A 12229-nucleotide genomic window follows, 5' to 3' on the forward strand; every position below is an offset into this window, starting at 1 on the left:
GCGCTCCGTTATTGATTGACGACCGCGACGATGTCTTCTTCGCGCAGCACGAGAAACTCGTTGCCGTCCACCTTGACGGCTTGCCCCGCGTACTTGCCGAACAGCACGCGTTCACCGACCTGCAGATCGGGTACGATGCGCTGGCCGTCCGTGTCCTTGCGGCCGGGGCCGACGGCGATAACTTCGCCCTGGTCGGGCTTTTCGGCGGCGCTGTCGGGGATCACGATGCCCGACGCGGTGGTGGTTTCCTGATCGAGTCGCTTCACGATCACGCGATCGTGCAAGGGGCGTAGGCTCATTTTTTCGTCCTGTCCTGTTCTGTCGAAATTGGCTGGCACTCTTTAACAGAGAGTGCTGACGAGTATAAAAATGCGCGGCGGCGCGATCCAATAACGGATTCCGAAAAGCATTTGCGCGGATACGCTTTGGACGGGAGGGCGGGGAAGGGAGGATGCGAGGGATGGCGAATGAAGGCGACTTGCGCCGCCTTCGTTCGTTACTGCGCGACGCGAATCACCACCTTGCCGAAGTGCTGCCCCGATTGCAGGTGCGCATACGCTTGCGGCGCTTCGTCGAAGCCGAACACACGATCGACCACCGGCTTGATCCGTTTCGCGTCGACGAGGCGCGCGACGTCGTCGAGCATCGCGCGGCTGCCGACCATGAAGCCGTGCAGTTGCTTGACGCCGCCGATCAGCGGCAGCAGATCGAGTACCGGCCCGCCGAAGCTGCTGAGGCCCCGATGATCGACACGATGCCGCCGAGCTTCGTCGCGGCGATCGAGCGCGGCAGCGTATCGCGGCCGCCGACTTCGACGACGAGATCCGCGCCCGCGCCGCCGGTGAGCCGCAATACTTCATGTTGCCATTCGGGCGTCGTCCGATAGTTGACCGTTGCGTCCGCACCGAGTGCGCGGGCGCGTTCGAGCTTCACATCGCTCGACGACGTGACGATCGTGCGCAACCCCGTGGCCTGCGCGAGCTGCAGCGCGATGATCGATACGCCGCCCGTGCCGAGCAGCACGACGGTCGCGCCCGGCTTCAATCCGCCGCCGACGAACAGCGCGTTCCACGCGGTGATGCCCGCGCACGACAGCGTCGCCGCTTCGTCGTAGTCGAGATGCGGGGGAATCGCGACCAGCGCGGTTTCGTCGGCGACGAAGCGTTCGGCCAGCACGCCATCGAATTGCGCGCCGGGCGAACCCGACACTTTGTGCGGCGTCGGCGGCCCGTCGATCCAGCGCGGGAAGTAGGTGTTGATCACGCGGTCGCCCGGCTTGAAGCGCGTGACGTCGCGGCCGGTCTCGACCACTTCGCCGGCGCCGTCGGCGACCGGGATCAGCGCTTCCTTGCCGATACCCAGATAGTCGCCGCGCGCGAACATCAGGTCGCGATAGTTCAGCGCGGCCGAGTGGATCTTCACGACGACGTCGGTCGGCCCGACCGCGCGCGGCGTCGCGTCGATGCGCCGGAGCCCGGCAAGGCCGTCGCCCGGTTTGAGATGCCATGCATGCATGTCGACTCCTTTTCGAGATAGTCCGGACTATCATAGTGTTGCGCAGGCGGACGCATTGGCGAGAATTCGGCCAACGATTGTCGCCAGCATGGACACAACCCTGTCATCGCACCGGAGCGGAGCGGCATGGATGAACGGCTGAGAGGCGTCGCCGAATTCGTCGACGTGGTGGAATCGGGCAGCTTCGCGGCGGCGGCGCTGCGCCTCGGCATGACGCGCTCGGCCGTCGCGAAGATCGTCGCGCGGCTCGAATTGCGTCTCGGCGCGCGGCTCCTGCAGCGCACGACGCGCCAGCTCGGCCTGACCGACGAAGGGCTCGTCTATTACGAGCAGTGCCGGCGGCTGCTGGCCGAACTCGGCGAGACGGAAGCCGCGCTCGACGCGGGCCGCCGCGAGCCGGCCGGGCGCGTGCGCGTCAGCGTGCCCGTGCTGTTCGGGCGGCAGTGCGTGGCGCCCGTCGTGCGGCGTCTCGTCGAGCGTCATCCGCGGCTCGAAATCGACATGTCGTTCAGCGATCGCGTGGCCGACCTCGTCAACGACGGTTTCGATCTGGCCGTGCGCATCGGCGAGCTGGCCGATACGAGCGCGCTGGTCGGCCGCAAGCTCGGCGTGCAGCGCATGGGCATCTGCGCATCGCCCGCGTATCTCGTGCGTCACGGCCGGCCGGCGGGGCTCGACGAACTGGCGTCACACGTCGGCATCGCGTATTCGCGCGGCGGACAGCCGACACCATGGCGAGTCATCGGCGCGGACGGCGCGGTGCACGACCATCGCGCGACCGGCCGCCTGCGGTTCGACGACCTGCAGGCGATCGCCGATGCGGCCGCCGCCGGCGCGGGCCTCGCGTGGCTGCCGTGCTGGCTGATGGCGCCGTACTTGCGCGACGGCCGTCTCGCGCTCGTGATGGACAGCAACAGCGTGTCGGGCGCCGAGGTGTTCGCGGTGCGGCCGGCGGCGCGCCACGTGCCGTCGAAGGTGCGGGCCGTCGTCGATGCGCTGGTCGACGAGATTCCGCACATGCTGGCGTCCGACGACGCAAACGGGGCGCGCGCATGACGACGGCGCGACAACCCGGCTGGCCGCGCATCGCGCCCGCTCGCGTCTCATATATCGAGAACACATCCCGGTAATTGACGCGAATTTCACGGGGCTCCTAGACTGGCTTGCATGACGCCGCGCCTCACGCGAGACGATCCAGGAGACATGCCGATGACCGCCACCGCCCCGCAGTTGCACGCCGCGACGATGCGACGCCTGAACCTGCGCCTGATTCCGTTCCTGATGCTGCTGTACCTCGTCGCGTATATCGACCGCTCGAACATCTCGGTCGCGGCGTTGCAGATGAATGCCGACCTCGGTCTCAGCGCCGAAATGTACGGGCTCGGCGCGGGGTTGTTCTACGTGACCTACATCCTGTTCGAGGTGCCGAGCAACCTGTTCCTCGCGCGGGTCGGCGCACGCCGCTGGATCGCGCGGATCATGATCACGTGGGGCATCGTCGCGGCCGCGATGAGCGCGGTGCAGACACCGGGGCAGCTCTACGCGATGCGCCTGCTGCTCGGCGCGGCCGAAGCCGGCTTCACGCCGGGCATCATCTACTACCTGTCCGCGTGGTATCCGCAGAGCGACCGGGCACGTGCGATGTCGTTCTTCTATATCGGCGCGACGCTCGCGTCGGTGATCGGGCTGCCGCTGTCCGGCGCGCTGCTGAACCTGAACGGCGCGCTCGGCGTCGACGGCTGGCGCTGGTTGTTCCTGCTCGAAGGCGTGCCCGCGCTGCTGCTCGGGTTCGTCGTGCTGCGCCGCCTGCCCGATACGCCGGCGCACGCGCGCTGGCTGCCGGCCGACGAGCGCGCGTGGCTCGAAGCGACGCTGCGCGACGGCGCGCCGCGCGAGCATCTGTCGCATGGCGTCGCATTGCGGCGTGCGTTCGGCGACGGCAAGGTGTGGGCGCTCGCCGCGTTCTGGTTGTTGCAGGCGTTCGGCACGATCGGCCTGACGTTGTTCCTGCCGCTGCTCGTGAAGAGTCTGTCGGGGCAGTCGAGTTTCGCGGTCGGCAGCCTGTCCGCGCTGCCGTTCCTGTTCGCGTGCGTCGCGATGTATCTAAATGGCCGGCATTCGGATCTCGGCGGCGAACGCGCGCTGCATCTCGGCGTGCCGATGCTGTTGGCCGGTGCGTTGCTGGTCGCGGCGATCTACACGCCGGTGCTGTCCGTCGCGTATGCGCTGCTGGTGCTCGCGGTCGGCTTCAACTGGGCGGCGACGCCGGTGTTCTGGGCCGTGACGACCGAGTACGTGTCGGGCCTCACGGCGGCCGCGTCGATCGCGCTGATCAACGCGGTCGCGAACATCGCGGGGCTCGCGTTGCCGCCGGTGATGGGACGGATCAAGGACGTCACGCATTCGTACGATCTCGCGCTGCTGCTCGTCGCGGTCGCGTTGCTGGCGGGCGGTGTGCTCGCGTTGCGGATCGCGTCGCGGCGCGCGATGCCGGTGGTGGCGGGGCGGGTGGGGTGAGCGACGACGGGTCAATCGACGGTGGGTGAACCACTCGGGCGGATCTGCGCGTGTTCGGTATGGATGAGGAAAAGCCCGCAAGCAGCGGGGCTTTTTTGCGCGAGCGACTAGCGCTTGTGTCGTCGCGGATCGATGCCGTTCTGTTCAAGTAGCTTGCGCAGCCGCGTGTTATCGATCCAAAGCGTAGCGAACGCGGTCACCATGATCAGGATCGGGAACCATTCTCCTGTCGCGCTGATGATCGCCCAGCCTACGGCCGCGACAATCAGTGCCGTGACGATGAGAAGCAATCGGTCTGCGATCCACTTCATCGCGCACCCCTGATCGCAGTGTTCGCTTTCGGTCCGAGATAGCTATGCGAGCCCGGTGCAAGCACTTCAGGGTGGCGCAGGATTTGAGCCATGACCAAAGGATGAATCGCGAGTCCGTAACGTGTGCCCCATCGAGCGACCGCCAAAGACATATTGGTTCCTCGCTTGCCGACTGCGCACGCCAATGACGCATCGGTTGCGACCATCAAGCTGCCGATGATCGCGCCCAGATAGATGCTGCCGAGAATCGAACTGCCGATGGTGACGACTTCCAGCTTCGTCGTCGCGCCAATTAGTTCACCGACCGTTGCATCCGCACCTAAGGTTTTCAGGACGCTCATCATCGCGGCAACGCTGGCGATGGAGGTTTGCAGTATTGCGAAAACAGTTGTTGGAACGGGCATATGCAACGCGGTCATGTTTGCATGGAAGGCTGTGGAAAAACTCGGACATTTCGACATCGGAACTTTCTCCGGATAGGTATGAAATTCTTACATATCCCTTTCCAAAGATTGACCGGCAACGCTAGCAGGTTGTCAAACTGACCGATCGAGATAGTTTTTGCGGACCTTCTTGACCGTCTTGAGACCTTTCCTAACGTTTTCAGGACAAGGATGGCGAGTGGTATGGAGAATGTCGCAGCGACCGATTGACGGATAGCCAGCGACGACCGTACGCGTTTCTCATCGCTGCGGCACAATCGGGCACAGCACGCGCGCGCCGGGTGACCACGAGGCGCGTTGCGCCATTTCCTCCGGATTCCTTCCCAAGGGCACGCCCATGTCATCCCGCACTTATCTCGTCACCGGCGCATCACGCGGCATCGGCCTCGCGATCAGCACCACGCTCGCCCGACGCGGCCATCGCGTCGTCGGTCTCGCGCGGCACGCGCAGGGCATCGACTTCCCCGGCGAATTGCTCGCGTGCGATCTCGCCGATATCGAGCAGACCGCCGCGACGCTCGCACGGATCGGCGAACACCACCATGTCGACGGCATCGTCAACAACGCGGGCATCGTGTTGCCCCAACCGCTCGGGAAGATCGATTTCAAGTCGCTGCAGACCGTGTTCGATCTCAACGTGCGGGCCGCGATCCAGGTCACGCAGCATTTTGCCGATGCGATGAAGGCGCGCGGCCACGGGCGCATCGTCAACATCTGCAGCCGCGCGATTTTCGGCAGCCTCGACCGCACCGCGTATTCCGCCGCGAAGAACGCGCTGGTCGGCTGCACGCGCACGTGGGCGCTCGAACTCGCCGAGCACGGTGTGACCGTCAACGCGGTGGCGCCGGGCCCGATCGAGACGGAACTGTTCCGCCAGACGCGGCCGGTCGGCAGCGAAGCCGAGCGCAAGGTGCTCGCGACGATTCCCGCGCGCCGGCTCGGCACGGCCGACGACGTCGCGGCCGCGACCGTGTTTTTCTTGTCGGACGAAGCCGGCTTCGTCACCGGGCAGGTGCTGTCGGTGGACGGCGGCGGCAGCCTCGGCGGGCGCAGCTGACGCACGGCGGCGCGGTGCGTGGCGCACGACCTCCGTCGCATATTCCCTCACCCCGTTAGCATGTGACGAATCCGACTTTGGGCGCTGCGCGAGCGACGCTAAGATCGCCGATCCCGTAGATCGAGCGTCAACAATAATGAAAAAGTCCGCGTCGCCGTTGCATGCTTTTCGTTTCCGTGTCGTCTGCGCCGCGATTGCCGGCGCGGTGTCGCTCGCGTCGTGCGGCGGCGTCGACAGCGACGCGCCGCCGTCGCAGGCCGGCGTCACGCCGACGCCCACCCCGACCCAGGCCGCGAAACGCCCGAACATCCTGTACATCATGGCCGACGATCTCGGCTATTCCGACATCCATGCGTTCGGCGGCGAGATCAACACGCCGAACCTCGATGCGCTCGTCGCATCGGGCCGCATCCTGTCGAATCACCACACGGGCACCGTCTGCGCGATCACGCGCGCGATGCTGGTGTCCGGCACCGATCATCATCTCGTCGGCGAAGGCACGATGGGCGTGCCGACCGACGAGCGGCGCGGTCTGCCCGGCTACGAGGGCTACCTGAACGATCGCGCGCTGTCGTTCGCGCAACTGCTGAAGGACGCCGGCTATCACACGTATATCGCGGGCAAGTGGCACATCGGCTCGGGCATCGTCGGCAGTGCGACGGGCAGCGGGCAGACGCCCGACCAGTGGGGCTTCGAGCGCAGCTACGTGCTGCTCGGCGGCGCGGCGACGAACCACTTCGCGCACGAGCCGGCCGGCTCGTCGAACTACACGGAAGACGGCCGCTACGTGCAGCCGGGCCAGCCCGGGCAGCCGGGCGGCACGGGCGGCAGCCCGGCCGTGTTCTATTCGACCGATTTCTATACGCAGAAGCTGATCTCGTACATCGATGCGAACAAGCAGGACGGCAAGCCGTTCTTCGCGTACGCGGCCTACACGTCGCCGCACTGGCCGCTGCAGGTGCCCGATCCGTGGCTGCACAAGTACGCGGGCGTGTACGACGCCGGCTACGATGCGATCCGCAACGCGCGGATCGCGCGGCAGAAGGCGCTCGGCCTGATTCCGGCCGATTTCAAGCCGTTCGACGGGCTGCCCGAGATGACGGTCGCCTCGCCCGCGACCGCGAACAACGGCACGGCCAGCGCGAAGTACATCAACGCGGTGCATTCGGCCGCCGACGGCTACAGCGACTACGGCCCCGGCAAGGTCGACAAGCTGTGGTCGAGCTTGTCGCCGGCCGAACGCAAGGCGCAGGCGCGCTACATGGAGATCTACGCGGGGATGGTCGAGAACCTCGACTACAACATCGGCCTGCTGATCCAGCACCTGAAGGACATCGGCGAATACGACAACACGTTCATCATGTTCCAGTCGGACAACGGCGCGGAAGGCTGGCCGATCGATTCCGGCGCCGACCCGACCGCCACCGACACCGCGAACGCGCAGGAGCCGACCTATTCGGCGCTCGGCACCGACAACGGCAAGCAGAATGCGCAGCGCCTGCAGTACGGGCTGCGCTGGGCCGAAGTGAGCGCGGCGCCGTTCCGGCTCACGAAGGGCTATTCGGGCGAAGGCGGCGTGTCGACGCCGACGATCGTGCACCTGCCGGGCCAGTCGCAGGCGTTGCCGACGCTGCGCGCGTTCACGCACGTGACCGACAACACGGCGACGTTCCTCGCGGTCGCGGGCGTCACGCCGCCGTCGCAGCCGGCGCCGCCGCTGGTGAACACGCTGACGGGCGTCGACCAGAACAAGGGCAAGGTGGTCTACAACAACCGCTACGTGTATCCGGTCACGGGCCAGTCGCTGCTGCCGGTGCTCACCGGTTCGGCGACGGGCGAAGTGCACACGACGCCGTTCGGCGACGAAGCGTACGGCCGCGCGTATCTGCGCAGCGCCGACGGCCGCTGGAAGGCTTTGTGGACCGAGCCGCCGCTCGGCCCGCTCGACGGTCACTGGCAGCTGTACGACCTCGCGTCGGATCGCGGCGAGACAACCGACGTGTCCGCGCAGAACCCGTCGGTGATCGGCACGCTGGTCGACCAGTGGAAGACCTACATGGGCAACGTCGGCGGCGTCGAACCGCTGCGTCCGCGCGGCTACTACTGATCGCGGGGCGACACGATGCGGTTGCGTTTCTGGACGATCGGCGCGGCGCTGGCCGCCACGCTGTTCGCCGCCGCGTTCGCGGCGGGCTATGCGAATCCGGCGGCGCCGGCGGACGGCGCGTTCGACGACCTGAATCGCGGCCGCGCGCTCGCGCCGCTCGGTTCGGAGCGCGCGTGCGAACGCTATTCGGGGCTGCCGTCGAAGTGGCGTGACGATCCGCAGGCCGGGATGGTGCACCTGCGCGGCGGCGCGTTCGTATTCGGCAGCACGCGCGGCTATGCGGACGAGCGCCCGGTCGGCGACGGCAAGACGCGCGTCGGCGGCTTCTGGATCGACCAGACCGACGTGACGATCGCGCAGTTCGCCGCGTTCGTGCAGGCCACCGGTTACGTGACCGAGGCCGAGCAGCAGGGCGGCGCGGCGGTGTTTCATGTACCCACGCGCGACGAGATGAATGCACGCGACCTCGCGTGGTGGTCGTGGGTGAAGGGCGCGTCGTGGCGACATCCGCGCGGTCCGGGCAGCGACGTGGAAGGGCGCGGCAACCTGCCGGTGACGCTCGTCACGCAGCGCGATGCGCTCGCGTATGCGCGCTGGCTCGGCCGCGACCTGCCGACCGAGGCCGAATGGGAATACGCGGGCAAGGGGGGCCGCGACGACGCATCGCTCGATGCGGCGCCGCGCGATGCGAACGGCAAGCCGGCCGCGAACTACTGGCAGGGCGCGTTTCCGGTGCTCGACTCGGCCGAGGATGGCCACGCCGGATTGGCGCCCGTCGGCTGCTATGCGGCGAACGGCTTTCGTCTTTACGACATGATCGGCAATGCATGGGAGTGGACGAAGGACGCGTACACGGGCCCGCATCAGTCGCACACGAACGGCGATACGGCGGCCGTGGCGCCGCCGACGCGCCGGCACGATACGCCGATGGTGATCAAGGGCGGTTCGTTCCTGTGCTCGCGAGACTACTGCGTGCGCTATCGCGCATCGTCGCGCGAACAGCAGGAAGCCGATCTCGGCGCGTCGCACATCGGGTTTCGCACGATCCTCAGGGACGCGTCATGACGGCGCGCATCGGGCGTTTCATGGCGGCGTGGCTGCTGGCTGCATGCGGCGTCGTGCTTCACGGCGCGGCAGTGGCTGCCGAAGCCGCGGCGCCGGCCGTGCGCGTCGGCGTCACACGCGGCGTGCATGCGCAGATCCTCGACGAAGTGAAGCGGGTGGCCGCCGCGCGCGGGCTGAGCGTCGACGTCGTCGAATTCGACGATGCGTCGCGCATCGACACGGCGCTGGCCGACGGGCGGATCGACGCGGCCAGTTTCGAGGATGCGCAACAGCTTGCCGCGACCCGGGCGCGCCAGCGCGTCGCGCTGACCGAAGTCGCGCCGACCGTCACGCTGCCGATGGCGTTCTATTCGCGCAAGCTGAAGAACCTGAACGAACTGCAACCCGGCGCGACGGTCGCGTTGCCCGCCGATCCGCGCGGGATGGCGCGTGCGCTCGTGCTGCTGCAGAACGACACGCTGGTGACGCTGCGCGAAAAAGCCGGCCTGCATGCGACGCTGCGCGACGTGACGGGCAACCGGCTCGCGCTGAAATTCGTCGCGCTGCGCCGCGACCGGCTTTACGCGGCGCTCGACACGGCCGCGTTCGTCGCGATCGACAGCGACGACGCGGTTCGCTTCGGACTGCAGCCCGCGCGCGACAGCATCAGCCTCGAGGACGCCCGCTCGCCGTATGCGAACGTGCTCACGGTGCGCGACGCCGATCGCGCGAAGCCGTGGGTCGCGCAGCTCGTCGCCGCGTATCACTCGGATGACGTCGCGCGCTTCATCCTCACGCGCTACCAGGATTCGGTGCGGCGGCCGTGGTAGACACCTACCAGCTCGCGTGCAACGCGTGCGGCCGCTGCTGCAACAGCGCGCCGACGCTGTCGTTGCGCGAACTGTTCCGGCATCGGCATCGCTTCGTCGGCGCGTTGACGATTCGCCGCGTGCCGAAGCGGCGGATCGGCGAACGCTGGCAGGCGGGCAGGCGCGAGCATGTGCTCGACGCGGACGACGTCGCCGCGGCCGACGCGCTGGCGGACCGGCTGTTCCATCGCGGCGACGGCGTGCAGGGTGAATGGCTCGCGCTGACGCTGCAAGGCTACGACTATCCGTCGCTGGGCCGTTGCGCGGCGCTGGCGGACGATGGCCGCTGCGGCGTGCATGCGAACAAGCCTTCGATCTGCGGCGCGGTGCCGCTCGATCCGATGCTGCCCGACCGGTTGCAGGCACGCGCGCTCGCGGCACGGCGCGACGATGCGGCGTGGCTGGGCGCGAACTGCATCGTCGAAGCGGGGCATGCGCGGTCTGCCGATGAATCGGTGTTCCCGATTCCGCTGGTGACGGCCGGGCAGGTCGCGGATCGCGCGGCGCTCGACGCGCATCGCGAGGCACTCGTGTTCGAGCGCGCGGTGTGGCGCGACGCCGTGTTCGCGTCGCTGGCCGACGGCGGGCCGGGCGTGAGCCATGCGCTGGCGCGGCTGGCGCCCGGCGGCTACCTGACCGTGTCGATCGTGCCGGTCCTGCTGGCCGTCGCGCAGGTTTCCGCGCATTGCCGCGCGCTGTGCGTCGACTTCATCGACGCCCAACTGGCCTTGATCGGCGCGAACGTCGAAGCGGCACTCGCGCGCCGACAGGCCGCCGACCGGCCCGCGACGCACGAATTGCGTGGCTTCGCGCAGGCGCTGGAACGGGCGCGACAAGCGCTCGCGGCGATGCCGGCACCGGCAGCCACCGCGCATGAAGATGCGTCGCGCATCGACGCGTGGCTCGACGATCGCGGCGCCGCCGCGCCGCTCGCCGCCTGACGCTCGCGGTACGCCGCGTGTGCCGTACACTTGGCGCTCTTTCAATCGTGGCAGAGCGAGCAGGCATGTACGCATCGACCTTCATTTTTCGTGCCGGGCAGTACGACGACGAATTCCACCGGCTCGACCGGCAGATCGCCGACATGGCGCGCGCGACGCCCGGCTATCTCGGCGAGGAAACGTGGGAGAACGCGGAAGCCGGCCTGGTCCAGAACGTCTATTACTGGGAATCCGAGGCGGCGCTGCGGCAGTTGATGCAGCATCCCGCGCATCTCGAGGCCAAGGCGAAGCAGGCGCGCTGGCTGGACGGGTATCGCGTCGTGATTTCGCAGGTGCTTCGCGAGTATGGCGACGGCAAGCTGACGCCGCCGCATGCGGGGCCATCCGCGTAACGGTTGCCGGTCGGTCAGGCGGTCGCGCCGGTTTCTCCCGGCGTGGCAGGTTCTCCCGCCGCGCGCGCCCAGATCGGGAACGTCGCGTTCTGGATCGACGTCTGCGCGTCGATGACCTTGCGGTGATCGATGCCGGGCAGGTCGAGCAGCCGGTCGACCGCCGCCTTCGCGCCTTCGGCATCCTGCGGAAAGGCACACGCGAACTGCTTGTTCGTATCGAACAGAATCCACCAGATATCCGACGCGAACGGCCCCTGGTCGTTGGTCTCGATCACGATCGCGCCGAGGTCGGACAGCGCGATGCCGCGCATCGCCCCGGTCCCGTCGGTCGCTTCGATGCGCGTGTCGGTTGCCGTCACGGTCCAGCCGCTCTGCCGGGCAGGCGGTCGGGGCGATGACGGCGCGGCATCCGGTCGGGCCGGGCTGCCGGTGACTGCGCTGGTGCCGGTGCCGGTCGGCACGGCCCCGCCCGCGGCACCGACGCCGAGGCTCGGCGCACCGTCATCCTGCGAACCGCGCCCATCGATCCACGGCAGCGCGGCGGCGCCCACCATCACCGCCATCCATAAGTAGTACCCGGCCCCGAACGTACGGATCGTTTCGTAGTTCGCGTCGGTCGGGATCGTATGCCACCCGAGCGCGAAGACCACGACCACGGCCAGCAGCGCGGATACGGTACGGCTCGGCCTGAGCAGCGCGACGACGAGCAGCGGGTTGCCGAGCCATGCGAATTGCAGGTCGAGGATCGCGAGCGGGCCGAGCACGAGCACGGTGTAGCCATGCCACCAGCTCACCGCGCCGGCCGCGTTCGGCGGTTCGGCCGCGACGGGCAGCAGCAGCGACGCGACATACAGCGCGACGATCACGACGCGTGCGAGGTTCAGGCGGGGCGAAGCGGAACGAATCTGCATGTTGCCTTCTCGTGGTGCACGATCATGCGAAGCGACGAATGCCGGGCGGCCGGGCCGTCATTCACGGTGCGCGGCGCCGATGCGGCGACGCGTCGAACGCGATTGTGGGCGATTCATGCGGC

The 12229-nt window shown here is 67.9% G+C and carries 12 protein-coding genes and 1 pseudogene; 8 read left to right on the forward strand and 5 right to left on the reverse strand.

From position 1 onward, the window contains the following. Positions 1–8: 8 nt before the first annotated feature. A complete protein-coding gene (locus SY91_RS28590) occupies positions 9–299 on the reverse strand; it encodes a co-chaperone GroES (RefSeq protein ID WP_011694564.1) in 291 nt (96 codons plus the stop codon). Positions 300–496: 197 nt separating this feature from the next. Then, positions 497–1515 (reverse strand): annotated as a pseudogene (locus tag SY91_RS28595) (zinc-dependent alcohol dehydrogenase family protein). 126 nt (positions 1516–1641) lie between these two features. Between SY91_RS28595 and SY91_RS28600 the strand changes: the two are divergent. Together SY91_RS28600 and SY91_RS28605 are read left to right on the forward strand one after the other, a co-directional pair. Beyond that, positions 1642–2571 (forward strand): LysR substrate-binding domain-containing protein, encoded by a 930-nt coding sequence (locus SY91_RS28600; RefSeq protein WP_124591422.1) that lies wholly within the window; start codon positions 1642–1644, stop codon positions 2569–2571. A gap of 153 nt (positions 2572–2724) precedes the next feature. Continuing rightward, positions 2725–4032, forward strand: a complete 1308-nt coding sequence (locus tag SY91_RS28605; RefSeq protein ID WP_185921257.1) for an MFS transporter — start codon at positions 2725–2727, stop codon at positions 4030–4032. A gap of 107 nt (positions 4033–4139) precedes the next feature. Here SY91_RS28605 and SY91_RS28610 read toward each other — a convergent pair whose 3' ends face one another. Together SY91_RS28610 and SY91_RS28615 are read right to left on the reverse strand one after the other, a co-directional pair. Beyond that, complete coding sequence (locus SY91_RS28610) at positions 4140–4343, reverse strand: hypothetical protein (protein WP_034174970.1); 204 nt, start codon at positions 4341–4343, stop codon at positions 4140–4142. Further along, positions 4340–4804 carry a hypothetical protein gene (locus tag SY91_RS28615; RefSeq protein WP_185921258.1) on the reverse strand — a complete coding sequence of 155 codons (465 nt, stop codon included), beginning with the start codon at positions 4802–4804 and terminating at the stop codon, positions 4340–4342. The genes SY91_RS28610 and SY91_RS28615 overlap by 4 nt, the downstream gene beginning before the upstream one ends. 319 nt (positions 4805–5123) lie before the next feature. On the opposite strand from SY91_RS28615, the gene SY91_RS28620 reads away from it, so the two are divergent. The 6 genes from SY91_RS28620 (at position 5124) to SY91_RS28645 (ending at position 11196) form a co-directional block, all read left to right on the forward strand. After that, positions 5124–5843, forward strand: coding sequence for an SDR family oxidoreductase (locus SY91_RS28620; RefSeq protein WP_124476559.1), 720 nt, complete (start codon positions 5124–5126; stop codon positions 5841–5843). A gap of 136 nt (positions 5844–5979) precedes the next feature. Then, the gene (locus tag SY91_RS28625) at positions 5980–7950 is read left to right on the forward strand and encodes an arylsulfatase (protein WP_185921259.1); all 1971 of its coding nucleotides are present in this window, start codon (positions 5980–5982) and stop codon (positions 7948–7950) included. 15 nt (positions 7951–7965) lie between these two features. Further along, positions 7966–9015 carry a formylglycine-generating enzyme family protein gene (locus tag SY91_RS28630; RefSeq protein WP_185921260.1) on the forward strand — a complete coding sequence of 350 codons (1050 nt, stop codon included), beginning with the start codon at positions 7966–7968 and terminating at the stop codon, positions 9013–9015. Beyond that, positions 9012–9824 carry a MetQ/NlpA family lipoprotein gene (locus tag SY91_RS28635; RefSeq protein WP_185921261.1) on the forward strand — a complete coding sequence of 271 codons (813 nt, stop codon included), beginning with the start codon at positions 9012–9014 and terminating at the stop codon, positions 9822–9824. The genes SY91_RS28630 and SY91_RS28635 overlap by 4 nt, the downstream gene beginning before the upstream one ends. Further along, a complete protein-coding gene (locus SY91_RS28640; protein ID WP_185921262.1) occupies positions 9818–10804 on the forward strand; it encodes a YkgJ family cysteine cluster protein in 987 nt (328 codons plus the stop codon). Before SY91_RS28635 ends, SY91_RS28640 begins: the two co-directional genes overlap by 7 nt. Positions 10805–10869: 65 nt before the next feature. Next, positions 10870–11196, forward strand: a complete 327-nt coding sequence (locus tag SY91_RS28645; protein WP_034174967.1) for an antibiotic biosynthesis monooxygenase family protein — start codon at positions 10870–10872, stop codon at positions 11194–11196. Between the two features lie 14 nt (positions 11197–11210). On the opposite strand, the gene SY91_RS28650 is transcribed toward SY91_RS28645, so the two are convergent. After that, entirely contained in the window at positions 11211–12107 is an 897-nt protein-coding gene (locus SY91_RS28650; RefSeq protein ID WP_006479744.1) for a hypothetical protein, read from the reverse strand. Positions 12108–12229: the final 122 nt, after the last annotated feature.

Origin of the sequence: Burkholderia cenocepacia, assembly GCF_014211915.1 — a bacterium.
Taxonomy (GTDB): domain Bacteria; phylum Pseudomonadota; class Gammaproteobacteria; order Burkholderiales; family Burkholderiaceae; genus Burkholderia; species Burkholderia orbicola.